General features: G+C 66.6%; 23 protein-coding genes. 16 read left to right on the top strand and 7 right to left on the bottom strand.

Annotated features, from left to right (window positions below; translation table 11 throughout):
- Window position 1: 1 nt before the first annotated feature.
- Together DES52_RS09970 and DES52_RS09975 are read left to right on the top strand one after the other, a co-directional pair.
- Complete coding sequence (locus DES52_RS09970; protein WP_110886675.1) at window positions 2–367, top strand: roadblock/LC7 domain-containing protein; 366 nt, start codon at window positions 2–4, stop codon at window positions 365–367.
- 168 nt (window positions 368–535) lie between these two features.
- Window positions 536–1,015, top strand: a complete 480-nt coding sequence (locus tag DES52_RS09975) for a hypothetical protein (RefSeq protein ID WP_110886836.1) — start codon at window positions 536–538, stop codon at window positions 1,013–1,015.
- A gap of 32 nt (window positions 1,016–1,047) precedes the next feature.
- Here the strand turns inward: DES52_RS09975 and DES52_RS09980 are convergent, their stop codons facing one another.
- Window positions 1,048–1,425: a hypothetical protein gene (locus DES52_RS09980; protein ID WP_146237245.1), complete on the bottom strand. Its 378-nt coding sequence runs from the start codon at window positions 1,423–1,425 to the stop codon at window positions 1,048–1,050.
- 109 nt (window positions 1,426–1,534) lie between these two features.
- Between DES52_RS09980 and DES52_RS09985 the strand changes: the two genes are divergently transcribed.
- The 4 genes from DES52_RS09985 to DES52_RS10000 all read left to right on the top strand — a co-directional run bounded on the left by DES52_RS09985 (window position 1,535) and on the right by DES52_RS10000 (window position 6,420).
- Window positions 1,535–1,900 carry a roadblock/LC7 domain-containing protein gene (locus DES52_RS09985; RefSeq protein ID WP_110886675.1) on the top strand — a complete coding sequence of 122 codons (366 nt, stop codon included), beginning with the start codon at window positions 1,535–1,537 and terminating at the stop codon, window positions 1,898–1,900.
- A gap of 40 nt (window positions 1,901–1,940) precedes the next feature.
- On the top strand, window positions 1,941–2,417 hold the full coding sequence (locus DES52_RS09990) for a hypothetical protein (RefSeq protein ID WP_110886677.1): 477 nt from the start codon (window positions 1,941–1,943) through the stop codon (window positions 2,415–2,417).
- An 81-nt stretch (window positions 2,418–2,498) separates the two neighbouring features.
- Window positions 2,499–2,687, top strand: coding sequence for a hypothetical protein (locus DES52_RS09995; protein ID WP_146237246.1), 189 nt, complete (start codon window positions 2,499–2,501; stop codon window positions 2,685–2,687).
- Between the two features lie 298 nt (window positions 2,688–2,985).
- Complete coding sequence (locus DES52_RS10000) at window positions 2,986–6,420, top strand: EAL domain-containing protein (RefSeq protein WP_110886679.1); 3,435 nt, start codon at window positions 2,986–2,988, stop codon at window positions 6,418–6,420.
- A gap of 220 nt (window positions 6,421–6,640) precedes the next feature.
- Here DES52_RS10000 and DES52_RS10005 read toward each other — a convergent pair whose 3' ends face one another.
- The gene (locus DES52_RS10005) at window positions 6,641–7,927 is read right to left on the bottom strand and encodes a D-alanyl-D-alanine carboxypeptidase/D-alanyl-D-alanine-endopeptidase (protein WP_110886680.1); all 1,287 of its coding nucleotides are present in this window, start codon (window positions 7,925–7,927) and stop codon (window positions 6,641–6,643) included.
- A gap of 104 nt (window positions 7,928–8,031) precedes the next feature.
- The gene (locus tag DES52_RS10010; RefSeq protein ID WP_170130987.1) at window positions 8,032–8,649 is read right to left on the bottom strand and encodes a DJ-1/PfpI family protein; all 618 of its coding nucleotides are present in this window, start codon (window positions 8,647–8,649) and stop codon (window positions 8,032–8,034) included.
- A gap of 95 nt (window positions 8,650–8,744) precedes the next feature.
- Here DES52_RS10010 and DES52_RS10015 point away from each other — a divergent pair, with 95 nt between their 5' ends.
- From DES52_RS10015 to DES52_RS10025, 3 genes are all read left to right on the top strand, one after another.
- A complete protein-coding gene (locus DES52_RS10015) occupies window positions 8,745–9,431 on the top strand; it encodes a hypothetical protein (protein WP_110886682.1) in 687 nt (228 codons plus the stop codon).
- A gap of 57 nt (window positions 9,432–9,488) precedes the next feature.
- Complete coding sequence (locus DES52_RS10020) at window positions 9,489–10,751, top strand: MFS transporter (protein ID WP_110886683.1); 1,263 nt, start codon at window positions 9,489–9,491, stop codon at window positions 10,749–10,751.
- 174 nt (window positions 10,752–10,925) lie between these two features.
- Window positions 10,926–13,574, top strand: a complete 2,649-nt coding sequence (locus DES52_RS10025) for a GAF domain-containing protein (protein ID WP_110886684.1) — start codon at window positions 10,926–10,928, stop codon at window positions 13,572–13,574.
- A 52-nt stretch (window positions 13,575–13,626) separates the two neighbouring features.
- Here the strand turns inward: DES52_RS10025 and DES52_RS10030 are convergent, their stop codons facing one another.
- Window positions 13,627–14,139: a GNAT family N-acetyltransferase gene (locus DES52_RS10030; protein ID WP_110886685.1), complete on the bottom strand. Its 513-nt coding sequence runs from the start codon at window positions 14,137–14,139 to the stop codon at window positions 13,627–13,629.
- Between the two features lie 93 nt (window positions 14,140–14,232).
- Between DES52_RS10030 and DES52_RS10035 the strand changes: the two genes are divergently transcribed.
- A complete protein-coding gene (locus DES52_RS10035) occupies window positions 14,233–15,879 on the top strand; it encodes a sensor histidine kinase (RefSeq protein ID WP_110886686.1) in 1,647 nt (548 codons plus the stop codon).
- Window positions 15,880–15,919: 40 nt separating this feature from the next.
- Here DES52_RS10035 and DES52_RS10040 read toward each other — a convergent pair whose 3' ends face one another.
- A complete protein-coding gene (locus DES52_RS10040) occupies window positions 15,920–16,588 on the bottom strand; it encodes a GntR family transcriptional regulator (RefSeq protein ID WP_110886687.1) in 669 nt (222 codons plus the stop codon).
- Window positions 16,589–16,636: 48 nt separating this feature from the next.
- Here DES52_RS10040 and DES52_RS10045 point away from each other — a divergent pair, with 48 nt between their 5' ends.
- From DES52_RS10045 to DES52_RS10070, 5 genes are all read left to right on the top strand, one after another.
- The gene (locus DES52_RS10045; RefSeq protein ID WP_110886688.1) at window positions 16,637–17,770 is read left to right on the top strand and encodes an ArgE/DapE family deacylase; all 1,134 of its coding nucleotides are present in this window, start codon (window positions 16,637–16,639) and stop codon (window positions 17,768–17,770) included.
- Window positions 17,771–17,792: 22 nt separating this feature from the next.
- Window positions 17,793–18,941 (top strand): diaminopropionate ammonia-lyase, encoded by a 1,149-nt coding sequence (locus tag DES52_RS10050; protein ID WP_110886689.1) that lies wholly within the window; start codon window positions 17,793–17,795, stop codon window positions 18,939–18,941.
- A 252-nt stretch (window positions 18,942–19,193) separates the two neighbouring features.
- Window positions 19,194–19,652: a hypothetical protein gene (locus DES52_RS10055; protein ID WP_110886690.1), complete on the top strand. Its 459-nt coding sequence runs from the start codon at window positions 19,194–19,196 to the stop codon at window positions 19,650–19,652.
- Window positions 19,653–19,780: 128 nt separating this feature from the next.
- The gene (locus tag DES52_RS10060; protein WP_110886691.1) at window positions 19,781–20,545 is read left to right on the top strand and encodes a hypothetical protein; all 765 of its coding nucleotides are present in this window, start codon (window positions 19,781–19,783) and stop codon (window positions 20,543–20,545) included.
- Between the two features lie 447 nt (window positions 20,546–20,992).
- Complete coding sequence (locus DES52_RS10070; RefSeq protein ID WP_110886837.1) at window positions 20,993–21,382, top strand: tautomerase family protein; 390 nt, start codon at window positions 20,993–20,995, stop codon at window positions 21,380–21,382.
- 6 nt (window positions 21,383–21,388) lie between these two features.
- On the opposite strand, the gene DES52_RS10075 is transcribed toward DES52_RS10070, so the two are convergent.
- Both DES52_RS10075 and DES52_RS10080 read right to left on the bottom strand, forming a co-directional pair.
- Window positions 21,389–22,279 (bottom strand): DUF1349 domain-containing protein, encoded by an 891-nt coding sequence (locus tag DES52_RS10075; protein WP_110886693.1) that lies wholly within the window; start codon window positions 22,277–22,279, stop codon window positions 21,389–21,391.
- A gap of 114 nt (window positions 22,280–22,393) precedes the next feature.
- Window positions 22,394–23,746 (bottom strand): alpha/beta hydrolase family protein, encoded by a 1,353-nt coding sequence (locus DES52_RS10080; RefSeq protein ID WP_110886694.1) that lies wholly within the window; start codon window positions 23,744–23,746, stop codon window positions 22,394–22,396.
- A gap of 245 nt (window positions 23,747–23,991) precedes the next feature.
- On the opposite strand from DES52_RS10080, the gene DES52_RS10085 reads away from it, so the two are divergent.
- Window positions 23,992–26,487 (top strand): Ig-like domain-containing protein, encoded by a 2,496-nt coding sequence (locus DES52_RS10085; protein WP_110886695.1) that lies wholly within the window; start codon window positions 23,992–23,994, stop codon window positions 26,485–26,487.
- The last annotated feature ends 147 nt before the right edge of the window (window positions 26,488–26,634 follow it).

Genomic DNA, 26,634 nt, shown 5'->3' on the forward strand with positions numbered 1-26,634 from the left:
CATGAGCAAGCAAGAGCAACTTCAAGCCGTGATCGACCAACTGCGCGTCGCCCTGCCCGACCTCAAAGGCGCCATGATCGCCTCCACCGACGGCCTGCCCATCGCGACCGCCTTGTCGCGCGGCTCGGACCCCAACCGCATCGCGGCGATGAGCGCCACGGCGTTGGGGTTGGGCAAGCGCATCAGTGACACGGTGGGCGTCGGGGAGTTCAGCGAGACGAGCGTGTCCGGCAAGGACGGGCAGATCTACTTGTACTCGGTGGGCAGCAAGGCGGTGCTGGCGTTGGTCGCGCCGCTCGGGGCGAACGTCGGCCTCATCCACCTCGAAGCGCGCGACTCCGCCCGCTCCATCAGCGACATCCTCTGACAGCGTCTGGAACGTTCCGTGCGCCTTCTGCAAGCGCTGCTCGGCACGTGGGCGAGCATCACGCCGCGCCCGCCGCTTCCCCGATCTCCCGAACGTCTCGACTTCGACCGCCCGTCGCCCGTCACCCCTCCCCCCCTCTCACCGCTCGTTTCAAGGAGTGAACCTGATATGACTGCCACGACTGCCCGCCCCCTTCGCCTCGACCTGGGCGATTTCAGCTCCATCGTCTGCTTCAAAGCCGTCATCACCGGCGTCGAGGACACTCTCGGCGAAGACGGCGCCGCCGTGGTGTTCATTCGCGCGGGTAAAGTGCGTGGACGAGCCTTGGCGACCTCGCTGAACCTCGCGAACACGAACGTGCCCGTCGAGCAACTCGCGCCCTTGCTCGATCAAGCGATCGGACAGTCCGGCACGCGCTTGTGCGCCGTGACGAAGTCGTACCAGTCGGGCGAGGACATCGTGATCGAAACGCAAGAGACGGTGTGCAGCGCGGGCGAACCCGACGGAAGCGAGCGCAAGTGCACCTTCACGCTCGGCGCGGTATGGGGCGCGCTCGAAGCCGTCACGGGCGGCATGTTCCTCGGGGAGCACACCGAGAGCGTGCTGCGCGGTGGCACCAGCGACAAGTTCGTCTTCTCGCCCCTTTGAAGGACGAAGTCGTGAGCGCTTTCGTCGACCCTTCAATTCAACGTGGTCACACCGTCGTACGGAAGCTCTCCACGCTGCGCACGCAGCCCGTCCAACTCCTCCTTCAACGCTTGCACGCTGTCGTACAACGTCGTCGTGGTGTCGCGCGTCCAGTCCAGCAGCGTCTCCAGCACCGTCGATTCCACGCCCGACGAGGCGTCGAGCAGCGAGTGCAGCCGGTCCATCAGCGCGTGCGTTTGCTGCAAACGCTCCAAGACCTCGGACGTCTTGCGCTCGAACTCCGGCGCGTGCGACCGCCAACCCGCGTACGCCGGGTCCGCCTGCAACGCTCGCACCAGCGCGACGTACCGGTGAGACAACGCTTCCTGCTGACGACACGCCATCCGCAGCTCCTCGGGTAAGACAGACACGTCTCAGCTTACACACCCGCTTCCGACGCGTCGAGCGACTACTCGACGCGAACAGCGAACCCCCTTTGGCTTCAGGGACTTCCCGAGGGAAGTCGAGAAAGGAACGACCATGAGCAAGCAAGAGCAACTTCAAGCCGTGATCGACCAACTGCGCGTCGCCCTGCCCGACCTCAAAGGCGCCATGATCGCCTCCACCGACGGCCTGCCCATCGCGACCGCCTTGTCGCGCGGCTCGGACCCCAACCGCATCGCGGCGATGAGCGCCACGGCGTTGGGGTTGGGCAAGCGCATCAGTGACACGGTGGGCGTCGGGGAGTTCAGCGAGACGAGCGTGTCCGGCAAGGACGGGCAGATCTACTTGTACTCGGTGGGCAGCAAGGCGGTGCTGGCGTTGGTCGCGCCGCTCGGGGCGAACGTCGGCCTCATCCACCTCGAAGCGCGCGACTCCGCCCGCTCCATCAGCGACATCCTCTGAGCGTTTCCGCGTTCACACTGCCTTTTTGGAGGTTCTTACCATGACCGCGACCGTTTCGACGTTGCGCCCCACCCTGGGCGATTTCAGCTCCATCGTCTGCTTCAAAGCCGTCATCACCGGCGTCGAGGACACCCTCGGCGACGACGGGGCCGCCGCCGTGTTCATTCGGGCGGGTCGCGTTCGCGGCCATCAACTCGCCAAGAGCTTGGGCTTGTCCAACGCCGAACTGCCGATCGAGCAAGTGGCGTCGGTACTCAACGAAGCGATCGGCAAAAGCGGGACGCGGCTGTGCGCGGTCACGAAGGCGTACCGTGACGGCGAAGCGATCGTGGTGGAAACGCAGGACACCTTGTGCAGCGCGGGCGAACCGGTGGGCGGCGAGCGGAAGTGCACGTTCACGCTGGGAGCAGTGTGGGGCGCGCTGGAGGAAGTGTCGGGGACGATGCTCCGGGGTGTGCACACCGAGAGCGTGCTGCGCGGCGGAAGCTGCGACAAGTTCGTCTTCACGCCCTTCTGAAGTCGAAGGGTGCTGAGGTGGGGCGGCACGAGGACGACACTTCGCGTCAAGAGCGACGACCGGTCGCATTTCGAGGACTCCATGACTCGTCAAGAACAACTGCAAGCGGTGATTCACGAACTGCGGCTGGCGTTGCCCGACCTGCAACGCGCGCTCGTCCAGTCCACGCACGCCTTGCCCGGCGCCCTTCTCGGAGCGGCCACCGAAACAATCGATCGACGCGGAGACCGTGACGTGACGCGTTCAAGTGACGGCGACACGACGACGTGAAGCCGCGGTGCCGAGCCTGAACTCATCTCCTCGTGGGTGCGTGGTGCCGCCCGAGCGCGGCCTCGAAGGATTGTTGTCCCTTCGAGGCCGCGCTCGTCGTGGCTTCCTCGCTTCGCCGCGGGTGCGAACGCCAAACGCCGACGCCGCCCAGGACACACGGTCCTGCTTCGAGGCGACGTGCGTCCCCGAGGAAAGGTCGGCGAGATAGGTCCGGCTCGGCGGCCGCTTCAAACATATGCACATGATGAAGACTTTTCTCAGATTTCCTTTAGAATAGGCGGATCGAGAGGAGCGCGCGATGCCGACAGGGCTCAAAGAACAGTCACACCAGCGTGAACTGAGCTTGTACCACATCCTCGACGCGCTTCCGGAAGAAGCCTTCGACCGTATCGCGCGACTCGCCGCGCAGCACTACCGCACGCCCATCGCCCTGATTTCCCTCGGCGACCGAGATCGGCGGAAGCTCACCGCCTGCCTTGGCCTCGACGCGCATCAAGCCGACCGCTTCCTCGGCGCCCGAAGCTTCGACGGCGCGGACCTCCTCGTCGTTCCCGACGCGGCACGCGACGCACGGTTTGCCGCCGATGACCTCACGGTCGGCGATGCCCACGTTCGCTTCTACGCGGCCGCGCCCGTCACCACCCTCCAAGGTGACGTCCTCGGCATGCTGTGCATCGCCGACACCGAACCTCGCCCGTTCGGCGAAGACGAGGCCGCCTTCCTGCGTGAACTCGCCGTGATCGCGGCCCAAGCGCTCGAACTGCACGCCTCCACGACTTGGCGCATGTACGAACGCGCCATGCTCGAAAGCGTCACAGACGCCATCGTCGGCGTCGACGCCGCCTTCGACGTCTCGTACCTCAACGAGGCCGCCTGTCGCTTGTACGACGTCACGCCAGGCCACGTGGGACGTCCCCTGGCCGAGCTCTTTCGCGCGGCCTTCCCCTGCGACGACGACGAGCGAACGTACCGCGAAGCGATCCGCGAGCGGCGCGCTTGGTCGGGAGAGGTGCATCACCACCTGCCGTCCGGACGGACCCTGCTCGTCAGCCTCCTTTTGAACCCGCTCGTCGACGCGACCGGAGAACGCGTCGGCATCCTCGCGTTCATTCGGGACATCACGAGACAACGCGCCGAAGAAGAGCGCCTGAAGCTCCTCGAGAGCGTCACGGTGAACGCCAACGACGCGGTGCTCATCACGCCCGCGCGTCCCATCGACGCGCCGAACGGCCCTGAAATCATCTACGCCAACGACGCTTTTTGCCGCATGACCGGCTATACCCTCGAAGAAGTCATCGGCCGAACGCCGCGCTTTCTGCAAGGCCCCAAAACCGACCGTGAGCAACTCGGCAAGATCCGGCACGCCCTGGAAACTTGGACGACCGTCACGGTGGAACTCGTCAATTACCGCAAGGACGGCAGCGAATTCGTCGTGGAGTTCAGCGTCGTGCCCGCCGGAAACAAAGACGGATGGTACACCCACTGGATCAGCATTCAACGCGACGTCACCGAGCGACGCCGCCAAGAAGAACGCTTGCGCCTACTCGAATCCGTGGTGGTGCACGCCAGTGACGCGATCATCATCAGCGAGGCCGAACCCGTCGACGCCCCCGGGCCGCGCGTGCTCTACGTCAACGACGCGTACACGCGCATGACCGGGTACGAACCGCACGAGATCATCGGACAAAGTCCGCGCATCATGCAAGGCGAGGGAACCGACCGCGCGACGCTCGACCGCATTCGCGCCAACTTGAAAGCGTGGCGACCCGTCAACGAGACGGTGCTGAACTACACGAAGGAAGGCCGTCCGTTCTGGGTGAGCCTCGCCATCACGCCCGTCGCGAACGAGGCAGGGTGGTACACGCATTGGGTGAGCGTGCAGCGTGACGTCACGAAGGAAAAACGGCAGTTGGAGTTGGAGCGTGACCGCCGAGCGGTCCTCGAACTCGTCACGGCCGGTGCGCCCTTGCCGCAAGTCCTCACGGCGACCCTCCAACTCCTCGAGCACCAACTCGAGGGCATGACCGCGTCCATCTTGCTGCGGCAAGACGACCACTTGTACGAGGGCGTGCGGTCCGCCTTGCCGCTCGAGTACCGAGAAGCCGTGAACGGCTTTCTCATCGGCCCGGGCATGGGCACGTGCGGCGGCGCCGCGTTCGAGCGCCGCACGATCGTCACGGCGGACATCTTGACGGACGAACGCTGGATTCGCCACCGCCACCTCGCCTTGCGTCACGGCTTGCGCGCGTGCTGGAGCACGCCCATTCTCAGCAAGAACCACACCGTCCTCGGCACGTTCGGCGTGTACGCGTACGAACCTCGCGCTCCGACCGCCGACGAGCTCGCGCTTCTCGAGGACAAAGCGCGGTTGGTCGCCGTGATCTTGGAACGCTATCAAGCGCTCGACGACATGCAGCGCCTCGCGCTCTACGATCCGCTGACGGGACTCGCCAACCGAACGTTGTTCCACGAGCAGCTTCGCAACGCCTTGGCGTTGCGCGATCCGGCCGTGTTCGTCGGGGTGGGTCTGCTGGACGTGGACCGCTTCAAGCTCGTCAACGACACGCTCGGGCACGGGGCGGGCGACGAGTTGCTGTGCATGATCGCGCGGCGCCTCGCCCACAACTTGTCGAGACGCGCGAGCATCGCCCGCATGGGCGGTGACGAGTTCACCTTGCTGCTCGAGCACGTCACGAGCGAAGGCGAGCTCGAACAACTCGCGCAACGCGCGCTCGACGTCTTTCGCGCGCCCTTCCTCGTCTCGGGCCAGGAGTTGTTCGTGCAAGGCAGCCTCGGCTTCGCGCTGCATCCCAAAGACGCGAGCGAACCGCAAGACCTGCTGCGCTTGGCGGACGTAGCGATGTACCACGCCAAGCGCAAGCATCTCGGGTGGGCGCTGTACACGCCCGACATCAAGACGCCCAACACGCGCGCCATCCAATTGGAAGCGGCGCTCAACCGCGCGCTGGAACGCCACGAGTTGACGCTGCACTACCAACCGCTCGTGCACGCCCACGAGGAGGACCCGTGCGCCGTCGAAGCGTTGCTGCGCTGGAACAGCCCCGAGTTCGGCAACGTCAGCCCGGCCGAGTTCATCCCGATCGCCGAGGACAGCGGCCTGATCGTCCCCATCGGGGAGTGGGTGCTGCGGCAAGCTTGCCGAGACGGCGCCGAACTGCGTCGGCACTGGCCGGACTTGAAGATCGCCGTGAACTTGAGCTTCAAGCAGTTCAGTCACGCGAATCTCGTGTCCGTCACGCATGAAATCCTGCAAGGCACGACCTTGCCTCCCGACGCGTTGACGCTCGAGATCACGGAAAGCGTCGTGATGGAGTACGACGAGGTGATGCCGAAGATCGAAGCGCTGCGGGCCTTGGGCGTCAGTTTGGCCATCGACGACTTCGGCGTGGGGTACAGCAGCTTGAGCTACCTCAAGCGCCTGCCCGTGCAAGCCGTGAAACTCGACCGGAGCTTCATCGTGAACGCGCACGTCGATCCCGAAGGCGTGGACGCTCACTTGGTCCGAGCCATGGCCTTGCTGGCGCGCGGGATGAAGATCGGGCTGGTCGCCGAAGGCGTCGAAACGCGAGCGCAAGCGGCGTTTCTTCGTGCGGCGGGCGTGCAATCGCTGCAAGGCTGGCTGTACAGCCGCGCCGTTGCGTTCGAGGACTTGCTCGACGTGTTGACGCGCTTGCGGCCTCGCGCGACCCTTGGGCCCGACCTTCGAGCTTGACGAGCGCAAGGGCCACGGAGAGCTCCTCGCGTCCAGCCCGTGAAAAGAGAAAAGCGGCGTTTCCGCCGCTGATAAAACAAGTTGATAAAACAAGTATAGCGTCTTATGCACGCCGAGCCAAGACGTATTCGGAGCGCCGCCTCGACGTCACGAGAGCAAAAGGACTCTCGCGGTTCACTTCGAGCCGGGGACGTCCTCGCCGACGGCTTCACGTTGACGCTCAGTACGCACCGGCGATCGCCTTGACGAGTTCATCTTGAAAGGCGCGCAACTCCGAGCCGAACCCGCCGTAGCCGTCCATCAGCAAGCTGAACGCCAACACCCGCCCCGACTTCGCCACGACGTACCCTGACAGCGCCGACGCCCCGACGATCGTTCCGGTCTTGGCGCGCACGTCCAATCCCGCGTTCACGAACCGTGTCGCGAGCGTTCCCCCGTTCGCTGCCGCTTGCGAAGTCGCCGTGCCCGTCCCGCCCACCGCGAGGGCTTCCACGAAGGGATTGCGGTGCGTCTTGAACGCCTCGAGCGGCGTCAAAGTCTCGCCCGGAGCGAGCAACGGCGTGCGGTAGGCGAAGCGAAGCAACTGCACCACCGCGTTGGGCGTGAGGCGATCGTTGCGCGACAAGCCCGAGCCGTCCACCAGAGAAATGCCCGCGCGGTCCACCCCGGCTCGGTCGAGGAAGGCGGCCACGGACGCCCGTGCCTGCGCGGGCGTCACCGAAGCCCCCTTCTCGCTGACGCCCGTCAACGCGAGGAGGTGCTCGGCGGCGGCGTTGTCACTTGGCTTGAGCGTTCGCGCGAGCACCTCCGAGAGGGGCGCGCTTCGCACGGACGCGATCACCGTGTCGTCCGGGGCGGCCTGTCCTTGCCGCGCCGCGCTCGTCACGCGGACGCCCGCGTCCTCCAGCGCCGCGCGCAGCGCCTCCCCGACGGCCGAGGCGTACCGCTGAGGTGCCGACGGGGTGAACGGCTCCGCGCCACTGGACGGCCGGAGGTCGCCGACCCGCACGGCGCTCACGAGTTCCCCGTTGTCGGGCAGCAGCCACGGACGAGCGAGCAGGGAATCGTCGATGACGAGATCGCCGACTTCGAGAACGCCGGCGTCCGCGACTTGCCGCGCAAGGCTCGCGAGAGAGTTCGGGCCGCTCGACGTGAAGGTCGGATCGCCCGAACCGACGAGCGTGAGGCGCGTGACGCCCGTGTCCGCACCGCGCGCGAGCAGACGCGTTTCCAGCTGGACCCGAGGGCCGAGGGCGTACAGGAGGGCGGCGGCGGTGGCGAGCTTGGTGTTCGAGGCGGGCTGGAAGGACTCGTTGGCGCGCACGTCGATGAGGCGCTCGTCCGTCGAGAGGTCTTGAACGAGCACGCCGACGTGAACGGCCCTGACTTTCTGGCCGGGCGAGGGAAGGGGTCCGCGCGCGAGGATGGCTTGAACGGCCGCCGGGGGCGAAGCGGCCGTGGCAGTGGCGAGCAGGGCGAGCGCGAGGATCAGGATTCGTGAATGCATCGGGGCTCCATGAAAGGCGAGGGGAAGCGGCGCGCGGCCTCGAGTTGGCGTCGCGAAGTCGCGTGGACGCCGCCCGTGCGAAGTCGGTTCGTGAGGAGACGCGCTCAGGACGTCATGATCTGCGCGTTCAACGCGGGATTGCCGTGCCCTCGGTAGAAGGTGCGCGCACCTTCGACGTTCACCACCGCTCCCAAGGCTTCCGCCACGGCCAACCCGAACTCGACGAAGGCGTGGCCTTGCGCCGTGATGACGTTTTCGGAGCGCACGACGTCCCGAAATTCGAAGGTTCCCTCCGGAAAGACACCCAGAACGGCACGTTGCTCGGCCGTGAAGGTGACGGTGTAGGGTACGCCGTCCAAGACGCCCGCTTGCCCCAAGGCGAAGGGGCCGCCGCACACCGCTCCCAACAACGCGCCCCTAGCGTGCGCGCCGCGAAGCAAGGCGCTGAGGGCGGGTTGATCGGCCAACACGGCCATGTCGGCCGCCCCGGGAACGAGGATGGCGGCGAACTCTTCGGATCGCACGTCGTCCAGCGAGCGCTCGGGTTGCACGAGCAGGCCGCCTTCTCCGCGAACGGGTTCGCGCGAAAGGCCGACGTTGACGACTTGATAGCGACGGTTGAGGAGCGTCAAGGCGACCGTCACCTCGAACTCCGAGAACCCAGGGTAGACGAGGACGGCCACGAGCGGTCGTGAAGAGGATTCGGCAGAGTGAGGAGGCACGTCGGTCAGGGTAGAGGGGCCGACGTGCGGTGTCCAGAGGCTGCCACCGACGACTCGTCGGTGACGCGGGCTTCTCGGCGGAGTAAGTTGGAAGGGTGTCGGCGTTGCCTCGCGATGAGCTCGAAGTCACGTCCCGTGGTGCGGCGAAGCTCGTGTTGGACGCGGTGACGCGGGCGAGTCTGGAGCCGTTCATGGGCGTCGAGCGAAGTGCGCAAGCGGCGGCGCGTGAAGCGGGCGTGCCGTTGAGCACGATGACGTCGCGCATTCGCGTGTTTTCACGTCACGGCCTGCTCGCTCGAACGGGAGAGCAAGCGCGGCGCGGGCGACCGATGCCGCTGTACCGCGCGCCTCGCTCGCTGTACGTGCCGTTTCACGTGACGCCGCTCGTGTCCGACCAGTTGCTGTCGAGCGCGTCGTTCGAGTTCATGCAGCGGCGGTTGATGCAGAGCGTCGGAGCCGCGTGGGTGGAGGCGGCCGAGGCGCGCGGCTGGACGTTGGGATTGCACGTGTTTCGTGACGCGAGCGGCTTCGTGGCTCAAAACGTCAGTCCGCGCCCGGCACCGGGAGAAGACCCGAACGTGTTCTTCGAGGACTTGTTGTCGGCCGAGCAACCCGCCGTTTGGGACACGTGGGGCATCTTCGCGTTGCATCACGAGGCGGCGAAGGCCTTTCAGCGGGAATTGCTGGCGCTCAAGATGCGGTACGCGGCGTTGATCGATCCGTCGGCTTCGCGCTCCTACATCGTGCGGCTCGCGATCGCGCCGCTCGTCGAAGAAGAGTAGCGTCTCAACGACGAGCGGCCGGTGGTGCTCGTCGTTGAGACGCTCGCACCTTGAGGCATGACGATTTCGTTGCTGCGAGGTGACTTCGCGCTCGTCTGGTGGAGCGGGCTGATCAGCATGACGGGTTCGTGGATGCTGTCGGCGGCCCTGCCGGCCTTCGTGTACTTGACGACCCGCTCGGTGCTCGCCGCGAGCTTGATGTTCGTCGCGTCGCTGCTGCCTCGCGTGCTGCTGGGCGGCTGGGCGGGTTCGCTGGCCGATCGGTACGATCGACGCGTGCTGCTCGCCGCCTTGAACGCCTTGGCCGCGCTCAGCTTGCTGCCGTTGCTGGCCCTCGACGCGCGCTCCTTGTGGTTGGTGTACGTCGTGGAGGTGCTCGAAACCCTCGTGCTGCTTCCGCTCGGTCCGGCCGAGAATAGCTTGCTGCCAGCCCTCGTCTCGAATGACACGTTGCCTCGAGCCAACGCGTTGAACGCGCTGAACAACAACCTCGCGCGCCTCGTCGGCCCGGCTCTCGGCGGCGTGATGTTGACGTGGGGCGGCTTGGACTTGGTGGTGCTGGTAGACGTCGCGAGCTACGTCTTGGCGGCGCTGCTGATTTGGCGGGTGCGGTACCGAGGCGCGAAGTCCATGACTTCGGAGGAGCCCGTGAAGCGCGCGTGGCGGTCGGGGCTGGCGGTGGTGTGGCGCTCGTCGGCTTTGCGGTTGCTGACGCTGGCCATGGCGGTCGGAGCGATCGGGGAGGGCGTGTTCGGCGTGCTGCTCGCACCGTTCGTGACGAGCGTGCTCGGCGGAGACGCCCGAGCGTACGGCCTCGTGATCAGCGCGCAAGCGATCGGGGGTTTGGTGGGAGGGGTGGTGGCCGCTCGGTACGCGCATCGCTGGGAAGCGGCGCGGTTGCTGACGTGGGGCTCGGTCGGGTTGGGGTTGGTGGATCTCGCGATGTTCGTGTACCCCCTGTGGTTGCCGATCGTGCCGCCCGCCGTGGCGTTGATGGTCCTTGCGGGGATTCCGGCGAGCTTCTCGGGCGCGGCGTGGGCGACGTTGATGCAGCGGCACGCTTCCGACGCCGTGCGCGGACGCGCCTTCGGCGTGGCCGGGCAGTTGTCCGCCGTGGGGGTGTTCGCGGGCGTGGGAATCGCGAACTTGGCTCGCGAGGCGGCATGGATCGTTCCCGTCATTTCGACGCACGCGGCGACGTTGCTGCTCGGCGGAATCCTGCTCGGCGCACTGGGACGGCGAGCAGGCTTGTGGAGCAGGGGAGAAGTCGACCTCGACGGCCGCGGCGCGGCGCCTGCTCGTTCGCAGAGCGAGGGGTGAGCTGGCCGCGACACGAGGAGTGCGTCGTCACCGCCGAGTGGACGCGCGTCCGCCCGAACCTGCATCGATCTTCTCTAAAGGCGACCTCCACGTCGGCGCGCGACGTTCGCGTTTCCTGACGACCCTCGGCGGTGGTAGCCTGACGAGGCACGACCTTGTCAGGAGCCTTCGCCTGTGACCGACCCGAATAATCCGACTGCGCTCCTCGACGCCATCCAAGACGTCTTGTACGCCGTCGACCAGGAATTTCGATTCACCTTTATCAACGCCGCCGCTCAACGCACGCTGAACCTCACGCCCGACGCGCTCGGCCGCACTTTGTCCGAAGTGCTGCCGCAAGCCGCGACGGGACAAGGCTACCCGTTGTTGCTGCGCGCCATTCAAGAGCAGCGGCCCACGCACTTCGAGGTGTACTCCCCGGTGCGGCGACGCTGGATTCGCGTGGACGCCTACCCTTGGAACGGCGGTTTGATCGTGTATCAGCACGATATTCACGAGCGGCACCAGGCAGAAGAGCACGCGCGCGCCCTCACCACGGTCAGCATGCACTTGCAGCACGCGGTCACGCCGCGCGAGGTCGCGTCGCTGCTGGTGCAGGTCGTGCCCGCCGCCTTGGGCGCCGAAGTCGTGGTGGTCGCGTTGCTCGACGAGGACGGCGAACAAATGCGGAGCGTGGCTGCCACGGGCTTGGACGAGGGCCAGCAGCGACGCTGGAGCGAGTTTCCCCTCACGGCCCCCGTGCCGATCGCCGTGACCGCGCGCGAAGGCCGCGCGGTGTTCGTCCCGACGCGCGAGGACGCTCGGCGCGATTATCCGGCGCTGCTGAACGCCATTCATCCGCACGAAGCGTGGGCCGCCTTGCCGCTTCGGGTGGAGGACCGCACGTTCGGCGGACTGGGCCTCAGCTTCCCGACTCCGCGCTTGTTCGACGAGGCCGAGCGCGCCTTTTTGCACGCCGTGGCCGCGCAGGCCGCGCAGGCGTTGGAGCGTGTGCGGCTGCTGGAGGCCGAGAGCCGCGCGCGCGAATACGGCGCGTTTCTCACCCGCGCCAGCGGCGAGCTCGCCGCGTCCCTCGATTTGCCGACCACCTTGAAGAACCTCACGCGCCTCGCCGTGCCCGACCTCGCCGATTGGTGCGCGGTGTACGTTCCGGACGGGGAGGAACTTCGGGTGCTGGCCATGGCGCATCAAGATCCCGCGAAAGTCGAGTTGTTGCGCGACACCATCACGGCCGTGCCCCTCCGCCTGGACGCGTCGGGCGGCGCTCCGCAGGTGTTGCGTACGGGCGAGCCGTTCTTCGTTCCGGTCGTGACGACCGCGATGATCGACGCGCTGGGCCGAGACCCGCAGCACACCCGGCAGTTGCACACGCTGGGCTTGCGGTCTTACATGGGCGTGCCGATGGTCGCGCACGGTCACACGTTGGGCGTGCTGGCGTTCGCCTTGGCAGAGACCGAGCGTCACTACGACGCGGAGGACCTCAAGTTCGCCTTGGAACTCGCGCGAAGAGCGGGCGTCGCGCTGGATCACGCGCGGTTGTACGGCGAGGCGCAAGCTTGGGCGGCGACGCTGGAGCGTACCGTGGCCGACCGCACCGCCGAACTCGCCGCCCGTACCCGCGCGCTGGAGGCGTTCGGCGTGCTCAGCCGAGACCTCGCGACCGAAACCGACCGCGTGAAGCTCGTGACGCGCGCCCAAGAAATCCTCCTCTCGTTGCTGCCGCACGCCGTCGCCGCGTACTTCGAGCAGCAGGCGGGACGCTGGAAGCTGCGCTGCCTCACCGGAGAACTTCCCGACGAGGCCTTCAAGGCCGCGCTGGAAGTTGGGCTGGAGCGGGGCCAGGCCCCTTCGTTCGACACGCCGTTCGATACCAACACCCCGCTGTATCTCAATGCCTTCAATCCGCAGCCTCGCCACGTTCGGCCCGAGTCCGTGGCGCAGTTGAAGTCCGTCGCGTCCCTGCCCGTCGGGGCGGGCGAGCATTTGTACGGCGTGCTGGTCATTGCGCTGTACGAACAGCACGGCTGGACTGCCGTGGACCGCGTGGTGCTCGAGACCGCTCTGAGCAAGCTGCGCTTGGCGCTCGAACGCGCCGAGGCCGTGGAGGACTTGGCGCGCCGCACGCGTGAACTCGAGGAAGTGAACGCGGAACTCGACGCGTTCACGGCGACGGTGTCGCACGATCTGCGCGCGCCGTTGCGTCACCTTCAGTCGTTCAGCTTGCTGCTGCGCCGCGCGCTCGGCGACGAGGTGCCCGAGCGCGCACTTCGGCCTCTCGGCATGATCGAGTCGTCCTCGGCGCGTCTCAGCGTGCTCGTGGAGGCGTTGCTGTCGTTCGCGCGCATGTCCCGGCAGGCGTTGCGGATGCAGGACGTGGACTTGAACGACTTGGTTCGCTTGGCCGTAGAGGACTTGCACTTGGACGTGACGGGACAGAAGGTGGAGTGGCGCATCGCGCCGCTTCCGGTCGTGCGCGGAGACGCGGTGTTGTTGCGCCAGGTGCTGGTGAACTTGCTGGGCAACGCCGTGAAGTACAGCGCGGGACGCGAGCAACCCATCGTGACGGTCGACGCGCGTGAAACGCCGAGTGAGGAATCGGGCGAGGTGGTGCTGCGCGTCCAGGACAACGGCGTGGGGTACGACCCGAAGTTGGGGGACAAATTGTTCGGGATGTTCGCTCGATTGCACCGTGTGGACGAGTACGAGGGAAGCGGCATCGGCCTGGCGACGGTACGCCGAGTCGTGCAACGGCACGGTGGGCGCGTCTGGGCGCAAAGCACGCCGGGAGAGGGCGCGACCTTCTACGTCGCGTTGCCGAGGTGAGCGCCACCGACGTCGACTCGCCGAACGGCGCGGCGAACGAAGTCTCCGTGCTTCAGAGGTTTGGCCAGCCGAAGCGCACTTCGCGCAGTTCGCCTTCGGGGATGCGTTCTCGCTTCTCGCCGTCCTCCACGCCGCCCATGCGTCGGTAGAAGCCGCGCGTGGGATTGGCGTCCAAGACCCACAACGCCATCGACGCCGCGCCCCGGCTTCTCAAGGTTTCGACGAGCGCTTCGAACAAGGCCGCGCCGACACCTCGACCTTGCGCCTCGCGAAGCAGGTACAGGGCGTACAGTTCCGCGTCGTACCGCGGATGGTCTCGGGGCGGTCCGCCGTTCACGAAACCCACCACGCGACCGTTCGCTTCGGCGGCCAACGCCACTTGCGTGGCGTCGCCGATGAGATGCGACCAGCCGCGCGTTCGGCGTTCGCGCATCTCGTCGCTCGTCATGCGGTCGAGAAAGGCGCTCGGGACGAGGCCGTCGTACGTTTCGAGCCAAGACGTCACGTGCACGCGCGCCAAGCTCGGCGCGTCGGCGAGGCGGGCGGGTCGAATCGAGAAGGACACGCCGACACCGTACCAAAGGAAAACGATTCGAGGCGGGCGCCGGGAACGTGGCGAGGACGCGCCGTCGCGCGATCACCCGCTATTCTTTGAGACATGTCGTCCGAGCGCGCCACTCTCCGGACCACGTTGTTCAGTGACGAGTTGCAGACGGTCAGCGTCGCGCTCGCCGCTCCCAGCGCCGAAGAGCAAATTTCCGAAATCGTGCTGCACCCGGCCATCGAGCACCTCGGGGCCATCGCGGGCGGCGTGCTGCTCGTGAGCGCGGCGGGAGACCGCTTGGACCTCGTCGCGCGGCAAGGTTACGAAGACGGAGCGCAGACCATTTGGCAAGACGGTCCCATCGACGCGCGTACGCCTGCCACGGACGCGTTGCGTACGCGCGAAGCCTTGTTCTTCGAGCACGTCGACGCTCTCAAGGCGGCGTACCCGGATCTCGAACGGCAAACGGGCGCGGTGAGTCCCGTGGCGAGCGCCGTGCTGCCGTTCGTCTTCGACGGGCACACGCTCGGCGTGCTCGTCCTCGACTTTCACGAACCGCACGCGTTCACGCCCGCCGAGAAGCAGTTTCTGCGCACACTCGCCGCGCAGAGCGCCGTCGCGCTCGAGCGCGCTTCGCTGCACGCGCGACTGCTCGGCGAGCAGCAGCAGAAAGTCGAGATTCTCGAGAGCATCAGCGACGCCTTCTACGCGGTGGACTTCGATTGGCGCTTCACGTACATCAACCGCCGCACCGAGTACATCTGGGGTCGCAAACGCGAGGAACTGCTCGGCAAGGTGTACTGGAACGAGTTTCCGCAAGCGGTCGGAAGCGAGCCGTACCACGCGCACTTCGAAGCGATGCGCGAGCGCCGCGTCGTACGCCTCGAAGCGATGTCGCCGATCGTCGGCATGTGGGTGGACATCACCATCTACCCGACGCAGGGCGGCGTGTCGGTGTACTTCAAGGACATCAGCGAACGCAAGCGCATCGAAGCGCGCCTGTACGAACTCAACCGCGTGCTCGAGCGGCGCGTCGAAGAACGGACGCGCGATCTGCAAGACCTCAACGCGGAGTTGCGCGCGTACGCCATGGGCATCTCGCGCGACTTGGCCGAACCCATGCGGCGCGTACACGGCTTCGTGGGGTTGCTGGAGCGGCGCTTGGCCGACCAAGTGGACGACCGAGTGCAAGCCTTGTTCGCGCAGGTGCGCGACGAGGCCCGACGCGTGGAAGGACGCATGGACGAACTGCGGCAACTCGCGCTCCTGGAACGGCGGGAGTTGCGCGAAGAGCTCATCGCGCTCGATCAACTCGTCGTGCAGGTGCGCAGCGACCTCGAGAGCCTGCTGAAAGGCCGCAAGGTGAAGTGGCTGTTGGGAACGCTGCCGACCGTGATGGGCGACGCGTTGCTGTTACGGCAGGTGCTCGCGGAGTTGCTGGCGTTCGCGCTGGACGCCACGCGCGAAGTCGAGACGGCGCTGATCGAAGTGGACGGCGAGACGCGGGGCGGGCAAGTCGTGGCGTGGGTGCGGCACAACGGCGCGGCGCTCTCGGCTCAGGAGGCGCAGCAGTTGTTCGAGGTGTTCGGCACTCCTCAAGCCGAGAGTTCGGGCACGGTCCGCATCGGATTGGCGAACGCGCGGCGCATCGTCTCGCGGCACGGCGGGCAGTTGTGGGCGCAGAGCGCGTCGGACGGCGCGGGCGGCGTGTTGTTCTTGGCCTTGCCCGACAAGATCGGAGCGCCGGCGACCGATTCGTGACGCTCGGCGCTCCACGGCGCGGCTCCGGTCAGTGCTCTTTTCAAGGTGTGAGGACGCGTCGAAGGCGACTCAGGCTGGCTCGCCAGTTGTTCTCCAAGGCGCGCACGGCCTCGCTCGTATCGCCCGAGCGCAACGCGTCGAGGATGCGCGCGTGCTCGTCGAGCGACGCTTCGCCCGAGGAGGTCGCGTTGAAGTACGCCAGTTCGACGCGGCGAAGCTTGCGTTTGAGGCTTTCGAGCGTTCCTTGAAGCTCGCGGTTGCCCGACCGCGCGATCCAGACGTCATGAAAGGCCGTGTCGGTCTCGACGGCTTCACGGGCGTCGTGGTCGCGCAGGGCGACTTGAAGCCGCGCGTCGAGGGCACGCAGGCGCTCCAAGTCGGGCGCCGTGAGGGCAGGCGCGGCGAGACGAAGTGCGAGCACCTCCAAGGCTTCCACGACGAGGTACAACTCGGCCGCCTGCTCGACGCGCAGCGGAGCCACGCGCGTCCAGCGGTTCAAGGCGGTCTCGACGAAGCCCTCGTCTTCGAGGCGGCGCAGCGCTTCGCGCACCGGCGTGCGGCTGACTCCGAGTCGCTCGGCGATCTCCTGGTCGCGCAGAGGCTCTTCGGGCGCGAGCGTGCCGTCGATGATCCAAGTGCTGAGCTGCGTGTAGACGTCCTCACGGGCGAGAGAACGGGCGCGTTTCGAAGCGGTGGGCGGAATCGGCATCCTGGACTTCGATTCTACCTCGCGAGATGTGACATGTAATATACTACCGTGCTTGAGACTTCGAGTGACTTGCTGGCCGCCCTCGTCCGCATCGACTCCACCAATCCCGCCCTCGTTCCCGGCGCGCCCGGCGAACGCCGAATCGCTCGGTTCGTCGCCGAGTGGCTCGCGGCCCACGACATCGAAGCCGAACTCGACGAATCCACCGAGGGACGTCCCAGCGTCATCGCCACCGTCAAAGGCACGGGCGGCGGACGCTCCCTCATCCTCTGCGCCCACCTCGACACCGTCGGCACCGAAGGGATGCCCGACCCCTTCGACCCCACCACGCGTGACGGACGCATGTACGGACGCGGCACCTACGACATGAAAGGCGGCCTCGCCGCCTGCCTCCTCGCCCTCCTGGACGCCAAGAACGCGAAGCTGCGCGGCGACGTCATCCTCACCGCCGTCGCCGACGAGGAGCACGCCAGTCTCGGCATGCAGTCCGTCTTGCAACGCGTCACCGCCGACGCCGCCATCGTCACCGAACCCACCGAACTCGACGTCTGCATCGCCCACAAGGGCTTCACGTGGCACGAAATCACCACCTTCGGACGCGCCGCCCACGGCTCCCGCCCCGACCTCGGCGTCGACGCCATCACTCACATGGGCCGCGTCCTCGCGGGCCTCGAAAGCCTCGGGCGCGCCCTCACCACTCGCGAGCCGCACCCGTTGCTCGGCCACGCCTCCCTGCACGCCTCCCTGATCCACGGAGGACAGGAACTCTCCAGCTACCCCGAACGCTGCACCCTACTGATCGAGCGACGCACCCTGCCCGGCGAAACCCCCGAGGACGTCACCCGCGACATCGACGCGCTCCTGAGCGACCTGCGCTCCGACGCGGCCTTTCACGCCGAGCACCGCCTCACCCTCGCCCGCGATCCGTTCGGCGTCTCTCCGGACGAAGCCATCGTCCACGCGCTTCGCGAGGCCGCCACGAACGTGCTCGACGCCGCTCCGAAGCTGATCGGGCAGACCTTCTGGATGGACGCCGCCTTCCTCGCGGCCGCCGGCATCCCCACCGTCGTGTTCGGCCCGCGCGGCGCGGGCGCGCACGCGACCGAAGAATGGGTGGACCTCGCCTCCGTCGACCGCTGCCGAGACATCCTCACCGCCACCCTCCGCGACTTCTGCGCCTGACCCCCGCTCGAAAGGAGCTTCGATGCCTACCAGCGATTCGGCGCGCGCGCACTTCAACGCGAACGTCACGACCTTTCCCACGGCCGTCAACCCGCAAGTGCAGGACTTCCACCGTAAACTTCCCGGCTACGACCGCACGCCCCTCGTCCGAGCGCCACACCTGGCCGAGGCGCTCGGCGTGCGTGAAGCCTGGGTGAAGGACGAATCGAGCCGCCTCGGCTTGCCCGCTTACAAGATCCTCGGCGCGTCCTGGGCGACGTACCGGGAACTCGACACGCGCTTCGGTCCCTTCGAATCGTGGAGCACCTTGAGCGAACTCGCCGAGCAGCTTCGCGCGCACCGTCCACTCACGCTCGTCGCGGCCACGGACGGCAACCACGGCCGCGCCGTCGCCCACGTCGCCCGCCTTCTCGGCCTCGACGCGCACATCCTCGTTCCGCACGACATGGTCCCGGCCCGCATCGACGCCATCGCGGCGGAAGGAGCGCGCGTGGACGTCGTGCGAGGCTCTTACGACGAAGCCGTTCGTGCGGCGGCGCGGCACGCGGACGCTCGTCACCTCGTGATCAGCGACACCGCCTGGAGCGGTTACGAACGCGTTCCGACCTGGGTGATCGAAGGATACGCGACGATCTTCTCGGAAATCGACGCGCAACTCGCCGAGCAAGGCGGTCGTCCCCCGAGCGTCGTCGCCGCTCAAATGGGCGTCGGCGCGCTCGCCGCCGCCGTCGTTCGGCACTACCGCGCGCCCGGCCGCGTGACACGAGTCGTCGGCGTGGAGCCGACCCGCGCGGATTGCGTGCTGCGATCCCTCGAAGCAGGGAAACCCACCGAGGTTCCCGGGCCGCACTCGTCGATCATGGCGGGCCTCAACTGCGGCAACACCTCGCCGCTCGCGTGGCCGGTTCTACGCGACGGTCTGAGCGCGAGCGTCGCGATTCCCGACGCTCGCGCCGAGGAGGCGATGCGGCTGCTCGCGCTCGACGGCGTGACCTCCGGAGAAAGCGGCGCGGCCGGAGCGGGCGGCCTGCTCGAACTTCTGGCGGGCACGTTCGCCTCCTCGGCGCGCGAAGCGCTGGGTGTGACGAAGGACAGCACGGTGCTGGTGATCTCGACGGAAGGCGCGACGGACCCCGAGGCGTACGCGCGCATCGTTGGAACGAAAAGCTGACCCGACCTCCACGCGGGCCGCTTAACGCTTCGAAGCGTTAAGCGGCCCGTGTGACATCACGTCTCGGCTCGAACTCGAAGGGACGAAGCCCGGGCGGACGCGAAACAGCACGCCTCGGAATTCCCGATCGCGCCCTTCGGTGTCGAAGGAGGCCTACGCGAGTCGTGAATATCTCGTACGCGGCGCTTGAACACGGCACGGCGACACTGTCGCCATCAGAAGCGAGACCGCTTCACCTCAAGGAGACTCCCCATGACCCGCACGATCCGCACGCTCGCCCTCGCCGCCCTCACCCTCACCACCGGCCTCGCCTCGGCGTCCAGCGTCTTGTCGTACGTCGCCACGTACGACGCGCAAGGCTACTACAGCAACGTCGCCACCTTGGACGCCAATCAAAACGGTGTCACCACCAGCCTCTTCGTGCCCGCCAGTCTGCTGGGCCTCGACGACGTCTCCGGCACGGACGAGAGCGGCAGCGTACAACTCACGGCCATCACGACGTCGGTCAGTGGAGTGTCATTCGACCTGAACGCCGCCTCCATCGCGTCGACCGCTCTGCAAGACGGCATGCTGCGCGTGGACGTGATCGCGTACAGCGACGGGTGGCAAGGCAACGGCGTGTACCCGGTGGTGTTGACGTTGAAGAACACGTCCACGGGGCAGAGCGTGGACGTGCAAGCCAACGTCGTCGTCACCAACAACGCCGAGTAACGGGCGGGAAGCACAGCTTTCACATCCTCGCCAGTTTTGAACACGCCCTGCACGGCTTTTGAACGACCTTCTCGCAGAATCACACCAGGTGGACCCAAGACGCCACCCGACCCACAAGGAGACCGAACATGACCGACCCCAAGAAACTGCTCGTTCCCGTCCTCGCCACCCTGCTCGCCAGCAGCGCTTTCGCCGCCACGCAAGCACAAAACCGCTCGAATACCAATACCACGACGCCTCGAACCAACACGCAAACGCAGCAAGCACCCCAGCAACGCGGCGACCGCCCCGCGCCGCGCGGTCCGCTCACGGTGAAGTACTACGCCGGCAATCCCCTCGAGGGCGGCAAAGTCCTCTCTACCGCCACGATTCAACCGCCCGCACAAAACGCCACGACGCCCACCAATCCGTTCGCGAACGCGCCGAAAGGCACGACGCACGTCGCCATCAGCGACGGATTCGGCACGCGCATTTTGACCCTCCAGGACGCGCAAGCCCAGCCGTTCGGAGACCGCGACGGGTTCGGTCGTGGACGCGGTGGTCCCGGCGGCTCGGGTGGCCGAGGTGACCGTGGCGCGCCGCCCGCCCGGCAGAATCAATCCGGCTCCCACGACCAACCGGGGACGTCGCAGAACGGACGCGTGAACCGCGACGACGCGAACGGATTGCGCTTGCCGGGCTTGCGCGACGCGAGCAGCGTGACCTTCTACGCCGCCAATCCGCTCACGGGTGGTCAAGCGCTGACGACCGTCAAGCTGAGCAACCCGGTCACGACGCAACAGCAGCAAGCGCTGACGCAAGCGGCGGCGAAAGCGAAATTCGCCGTGATTCAACGCGGCAACGGCGACACCATGATCGTCGACCTCAGCGCCCAGCCGACCGCGCCTCGCTGATCTCCGTCCGTCCTCCGATAGGGGCGCCCGTTCGGGCGCCCCTTCGACGTCGAAAAGGAATGTCCGCGCGTGCCGATCGCCCTTCTCACGGCGCTCTTCTTGCTCGCGCCTTCGTCGCTCGAAGTCCCCGGCCCGTCGGTGCCCGCCCAGGAGCGACTTCGATGACGAGGGCACCGCGGCGTTCTCACGTGACCGGCTCGACCTCCCACTATGAAGCGGGACGTCGTCAGGTTCATCCGCGAACGACGAAAGGACGAAGGCCACGAACGTCGAAATCGACGATGTGCAAGTCGACGTTCTGCCCTACCGTGAGAGTGTGCCCCGTGAACGACGAAGTGCGCCAAGAGCTCGAAGGAAGCCGACCGTGCCACGAACGAGACAGCCGACCCAACCGATGACCGCGAAGGAGCCGGGACGTCAATGCGAGCGTCACGCGAGGAGGACGCCATGACCCAAATGAAGATTTACGGCCACCGAGCCCACCTCGGGCCGCGCCGCGCCGCCGTTTCGGATACTCTGCACCGCGCGGCCGTGCAAGCTTTCACCCTTCCCGAGGACAAACGCTTCCACCGCTTCTTCCTCCTGGACGAGGAGGACTTCGTGACGCCCGCCGACCGTGACGGCACGTACACCATCATCGAGGTGCTGTTGTTCACGGGACGGAGCCTCGCTGCCAAGCACGCCTTCCTCACGCTCGTGTTCGACCTCTTCGCGCGTGACTTGAACATCGAGCCTCGCAACGTCGAGGTGGTGCTGCTCGAAGCGCCTCGCGAGCACTGGGGAATTCGTGGCGTCACGGGCGATCAGCTCACGCTGCCTTACCAAGTCGACGTCTGAGCGCACTCAAGGCTGAGCGAAGGACGGGAAGGCGAGGGAACGAAGGACGTCCTGCGCGGCGACGTTCGCGAGCCCACCGAGGCGCCACGCCGTCGGCACGATCGGCCGCTGGAAGCGCACGAAGTCCACGCGGCCCCGCAAGTCCGGTTGACCGTCGGGTAGGACGTGGCCGTTCGCCCACGCGGGCTGGTACGCGCCGCGCTGCAAGAACTTCAAGATGGTGTCGTAGTCCGTGTAGGCGTTCACGCCCACTTGCAACGTCGCGGGCAGATCCGGCCGCTCGAAGACGCGGTGAAGCGCCCACGCTTCTCCCTCGAAGCGATGAAGCAGCACGAACGACGCGCCGATTCGCGCGAGCCTCAACTCCACCCAGCCGGGACGCGCGGGCGTGAGTTCCAACGTCGACGCGCTGCGCACGGTGGTCTTGGCTTCGAATTGCGAGACGCCGCCGTCGCCCGTCCCGACCGTCAAGAAAAGCCAGTTCTCGTGCCCGGCGCTCCACGAAGCCGCCGTGTCCGAACGTGGAGCGCGCGCCATCAAACCGAGCAGCGAAAACGCCCTGTCCGGCACGCCGCCGCGCCGCCCCGTCACGAGGACCCGCGTCGTCACCACGAAATCCCCGGTGACGAGCTTGAACAGGAACGGCGCCTGCCAGTCTGCGTACCACTCGCTCGTTTGCGGTTCGACGTACAACTCGCCGGGAAACGTGGCGTTCACGTCGAGGGCCTTCCAACGGCTCGGCCAGCCTTCGACTTCGTCGGCGCGCCGCCACGACGACAAGGTCCGCGCGTCGGTGAACTCGTCGCTCAAAGGCGTCAAGTCATCGGCGGCGAGCGCGGGTACGGCGCCGCTCAGCAAGGCGGCGAGGAGAATTCGGCACAGCGATCGTGCGGACATGCATCGCTCCTTCCCGGACGTGCTCGTCCAGTGCCTCGACCTTACCGAACACGAGCCGAACGCGCATCGTTCATTTCAACCGAGCGAAGCGCGCGTCGTTCATCGCCTCGCCCCTCAGCGGTCGAGGTCCACGCGAAAGGACTCGGCGGGTTTCACGTCGCGCTCCACCCACGTTCTCAAATCGTTCCAAGCGCGCTCCGATTGCTGCGGCGTGAATCCACAGTGCGCCGCGCCGACGGCGGGACCGAGCAGGCTCAAGACCGGCAGCGGCAAGGCCTCGTTGCGGGTCGGCAACGTCTGCTGCGCGAGGTGGCCCAACTGCTGCGCTCGCGCGACGCGCTCCCGTAACCGCTCCTCGTGCTCGTAGGACACGAGGGGATCGTACGCGTTGTGCACCGTCAGCAATTTCACGGGCATCTCGCCGATGCTGCCGAACTGGCGATTGAAGCGCGTGACGGCTTGCGGATCGGCGCGGTACCGTTGGATGCCTTCGTTCAAGGCGGCGTTTTCACGCTCGCTCAACAAGGACGAGCGGTACCGCGTCTCGTGATTGTCGAGAATCGAACCGCCCGCGTCGGCGGTGAAGTCGTCGATACCCACCAATTGCGGCAGCAAGCTCACGACCAGCGTGGAGAACTCCGGGCGGCTTCGAACGCCTGGAACGGCGCTGAGCGTGCGATTCAAGATTTGTGCCGCTTGACTTCGCGCGTCGAGTTTGGCGTGAACGTACAACTTCAACAAAGTCAAGGTGACGTCTCCCATCGTGGCGCTCGGCAAGGCGCGCGTGACGTCGTGCGTGCCCGGCAAGGCGTACGGCGTGTCCTCGCTGAAGTAGTTGTAGAGCGCCCGGACATGCGTGACGTAGTTGACGGTGTCCTCCCAGTCGCTGACGACGCCGCACACCGCCAACGCTCCCGCGAACTCTCGGGGGTACCGCTGCACGGCGAGAACCACGACGCTGCCGCCCATCGAGCCGCCCGTCGCGTAGGCGCGAACGGAGCCCAAGCGGTCCGTGAAGCGCTTCAAGGCGACCGTGTTCTCGATGGCCGACGTGACCGCGAAGCCGCGTTTGTCGAAGGCGCTGTAACCGACCGCGAAGCCTTGCTCGTACACGGTCTTCAAGAGGCCCTGCGCGACTTCCGGCGTGGTCGGATCCGACGGAATCACGTCGGGCGTGCCGTTCGGATCGGTGTACCCGTGCGCGAAAAGGACCGTCTGGCGATTCCAGGCGGGCGGGAACCGCAAGGCGAACGCGCGACCTCGCAACTTCCCGTTCACCAGCATGCCGCCGTCACGCGTGACTTCGGAAGTGAGCTCGGTGACTTCGGCGTCGGGTGCGACCGTTTGCAGACGAAGTCGCAGCTCGGCGGCGAAAGCGGACCGTGCGGCGCTGGCGGTGAGGGGCACGGGCGTGCACGCGGTGAAGAGCAAGACGCCGAGCCAGGCGGTGGGCGGAGGAACACGCATACAGAAAACGATAATCGAAGCTCGCTCGACCCTTCCGCCATCCCGCGGCGCCGAGGCCGAGACGAGCAGGAATCAGGAAGTCGCGGCCGGCGTCATGAACCGCGGCCGGCCGACCTTCGCCGCGAAGCTTCTTCGGCGCAGTCACGTGCCACGCGCGTATCGAGCGGTCATGGCGTCACCACCGCGCCGCCCCTACCTTCGAGTCACTCGATTCCGCCCGTTCCAAGCGGGCTTCAGGAGGAACCATGTCTCGTATCCGCTCGCTGTCCGCCATCGCGCTGTTGTCCTTGACGCTCTCTGCTTGCAGTACCTTCACGCCTCCCACCTCGGCTTCGGACGGGGAGGGCGCCGTGATGGAGGCGGCGGCGCGCCTGCCCGTCGCCCGCTTGGAAGTCACGCCGACTTCCTCGCTCCTCACCGCCATCGGCGCGTCCACCACCCTGCAAGCCACCGCCTTCGACGCTTCGGGCCGCAAGGTCAGCGCGAGCGTCAAGTGGACGTCGAGCAACCCGGCCGCCGTCACCGTCGACAGCAAAGGCAAAGTCACCGCGAAGGTCGCCGTCGGGTCCAGCCAGATCACGGCGGACGTGGGCGGCGTGAAGTCCAAGCCGGTCCTCGTGACGGTCGCCAAGCTCAACGACAACGCCTTGGTCGTGAGCGACGCGCAGATCGCTTCGGGCGCCGTTGCGCTCCTTCCCGCGCCGAGCGGTTCCTTGACGGGCGCGCGCTTCCAGGTGACCTTGAGCGGCGTGCATCCCAAAGCCGGGCAGGTGCTGTTGTCGAGCGGCACGTCCCCGATCAGCGGGCGGGTGTTGAGCAGCGTTTCGAGCGGAGGGCAAGCGGTGGTGACGCTCGAGACGGTGCCGCTCGGAGACATCTACCGAGAGCTGAACGTGGCGCAACACGCGACGCTGACGTCCAGCGACGTCGTGCCGCTGACGGGCGCGCAAGCGCCCGAGAAGGTCGAACGTCACGCGGACGGCAGCCTCACCGTCAGCTACCGCCTCCCCAAGAACGAAACTCGCCGCTCGGCGATGCGAGCGCAAGGGCTCCCGAACGTGACGTTGCCTGGGCCGTTCGCGAAGGTCGAGTGGAGCGTGGGGCCGTTCAAGTGCAACAGCACCCTCGACACCTTGCTCTCGGGCGATCTGCTGAGCTTGAAGATCGAGAACAAGATCGAGGTGGACTTCGCGGTGATGATGGCCAACGGTCAACTGCAGAACTTGGTCGCCGTCACGTCGGGTGAATTGTCGGGCACCATCACGGGTGGGTTCGACGTGGATCTCGGCGCGCAAGGCGAGCTCAAGTGCAAGGCGATCTTCGCGGAAGTGCCCGTGCCGATTTCCGGTCCTCTCGCGATGATCATGGCGCCGACCGTGCCGATCGGGTTGAGCGTGGGGCTCGAAGGCAAGCTCAAGCTCGGCAAGGCCCAGTTCGCCGTCGAAGGCAAAGTCACGTCGAAGAAGAGGCAGGGCATCACGTACAGCGACGTGACGGACACCATCACGTCCATCGACGAGGGTGACACGACGACGACCTTGACGCCGAAAGTGAAGCTGCCCAACTTCTACGACGATTTCCGCTTCGAAGGCAGCCTCGCCGTGCAAGGCGTGACGGGGCTCAACATCCGCGCGTTTCCCTGGCTGGGCGGACCGTCGATCGAAGCGGTGGAGCTGACGTTCGGCCCGAAGCTCGAAGGCAACTTCTCGACGGAAACGGCGCAGGCGGGCGCGAACGATTACGCGTCGAGCTACACGTTCAAGCAGGTCGTCGCGTTGACTCCGGGGTCGACGTTGCAGGACCTCGCGGGCTTGGTGAGATCGCGCGGCCAGTGGAAGATCGGCAACTTCGGCGTGCAACGCGAAGTGACGATCTCACGCTCTCCCAACGGCACGCTGAGCGGTCCCGCGCAGGCGAAGGCCGGGCAGGCGACGGTGATCAACGTGGACCTCAACCCGGCCAACATCGAATTCGTCGACGGTTGGTACAGCCCGTCGGAAGTGCGGTTGTACCGCGACCGTGACGGCGTGCTGACGTACGTGGGCGTGGCGACGCCGACCCCGTGGCAGACGCACTTCGAGTTTCCGTGGACGCCCGCCTCGTCGGACGTCGGGCAGACCGTGACTTTGCGGGCGTTCGTGTCGAGCGGCCTCTTGAGCTTTCCGCTCGAACTTGGCGACGACGCCAAGATCACCGTGGCCGTGAGCGCGGCCGACGCCGATCCGCTGCCGCCGCCCGCTCCTGTTCCGTCTGCCTGGTACGGGACGATCACGCACTCATGGAGTCACGACTCGCAGCAGACGTCGAGTGACGGCAGTCAGTACACCAAGCACGAAACGGGCAAGCACACCTGCACCTTCGGCGCGATAGACGCCAGCGGGCAACAAGCCTTCGACTGGACCTACACGGTGGACCACTGGTCCAAATCTCTGTATGCGGACGGCAAGTACTGGATCTACACGGCGCAGGGCGATCGGTCAGGCAGCACCACGCGGTCGGCGGGCACCTTGGGCATCGACTACATGCCGGAAGATTACATCACGGGCATCAAGAAGTTTTACTGGTGGAATGACCAGCTCACCGAGTTGGGCAACTGGTGGCTCCCGATGAACACGTCACGCTTCTGCAGCCTCGGCGGAGTCGTCGACGAAGACCCGTCCCCGGACGTGATTCGAGGCCAGTCCATCTTCGATTCGCCCGAGGGCTCTTCGATCACCACCGTGAACCTCACGCGCAAGTGATCGCGCTCCCGGTGGAGGGCAAGACGACCACGCCCTCCTCACGGCCAGAACAACCATGAAGCTATCAGGGGTGAACGACAGCGTTCACCCCTGAATCTCGACGGTGAACGGACCGTCGTCAAGGTGAACGTGGACGAGGCGATCACC

The organism is Deinococcus yavapaiensis KR-236 (assembly GCF_003217515.1).
Lineage (GTDB): Bacteria > Deinococcota > Deinococci > Deinococcales > Deinococcaceae > Deinococcus_A > Deinococcus_A yavapaiensis.

What these genes read in the sequence shown, in the direction of transcription:
- DES52_RS09995 (WP_146237246.1), top strand. Translation starts at nt 2,499, where the DNA reads ATGACTCGTCAAGAACAACTGCAAGCGGTGATTCACGAACTGCGGCTG.
- DES52_RS10020 (WP_110886683.1), top strand. Translation starts at nt 9,489, where the DNA reads ATGACGATTTCGTTGCTGCGAGGTGACTTCGCGCTCGTCTGGTGGAGC.
- DES52_RS10000 (WP_110886679.1), top strand. Translation starts at nt 2,986, where the DNA reads ATGCCGACAGGGCTCAAAGAACAGTCACACCAGCGTGAACTGAGCTTG.
- DES52_RS10075 (WP_110886693.1), bottom strand. Translation starts at nt 22,279, where the DNA reads ATGTCCGCACGATCGCTGTGCCGAATTCTCCTCGCCGCCTTGCTGAGC.
- DES52_RS10035 (WP_110886686.1), top strand. Translation starts at nt 14,233, where the DNA reads ATGTCGTCCGAGCGCGCCACTCTCCGGACCACGTTGTTCAGTGACGAG.
- DES52_RS09990 (WP_110886677.1), top strand. Translation starts at nt 1,941, where the DNA reads ATGACCGCGACCGTTTCGACGTTGCGCCCCACCCTGGGCGATTTCAGC.
- DES52_RS09985 (WP_110886675.1), top strand. Translation starts at nt 1,535, where the DNA reads ATGAGCAAGCAAGAGCAACTTCAAGCCGTGATCGACCAACTGCGCGTC.
- DES52_RS10055 (WP_110886690.1), top strand. Translation starts at nt 19,194, where the DNA reads ATGACCCGCACGATCCGCACGCTCGCCCTCGCCGCCCTCACCCTCACC.
- DES52_RS10040 (WP_110886687.1), bottom strand. Translation starts at nt 16,588, where the DNA reads ATGCCGATTCCGCCCACCGCTTCGAAACGCGCCCGTTCTCTCGCCCGT.
- DES52_RS09970 (WP_110886675.1), top strand. Translation starts at nt 2, where the DNA reads ATGAGCAAGCAAGAGCAACTTCAAGCCGTGATCGACCAACTGCGCGTC.
- DES52_RS10005 (WP_110886680.1), bottom strand. Translation starts at nt 7,927, where the DNA reads ATGCATTCACGAATCCTGATCCTCGCGCTCGCCCTGCTCGCCACTGCC.
- DES52_RS10070 (WP_110886837.1), top strand. Translation starts at nt 20,993, where the DNA reads ATGACCCAAATGAAGATTTACGGCCACCGAGCCCACCTCGGGCCGCGC.
- DES52_RS09975 (WP_110886836.1), top strand. Translation starts at nt 536, where the DNA reads ATGACTGCCACGACTGCCCGCCCCCTTCGCCTCGACCTGGGCGATTTC.
- DES52_RS10050 (WP_110886689.1), top strand. Translation starts at nt 17,793, where the DNA reads ATGCCTACCAGCGATTCGGCGCGCGCGCACTTCAACGCGAACGTCACG.
- DES52_RS10060 (WP_110886691.1), top strand. Translation starts at nt 19,781, where the DNA reads ATGACCGACCCCAAGAAACTGCTCGTTCCCGTCCTCGCCACCCTGCTC.
- DES52_RS10085 (WP_110886695.1), top strand. Translation starts at nt 23,992, where the DNA reads ATGTCTCGTATCCGCTCGCTGTCCGCCATCGCGCTGTTGTCCTTGACG.
- DES52_RS10080 (WP_110886694.1), bottom strand. Translation starts at nt 23,746, where the DNA reads ATGCGTGTTCCTCCGCCCACCGCCTGGCTCGGCGTCTTGCTCTTCACC.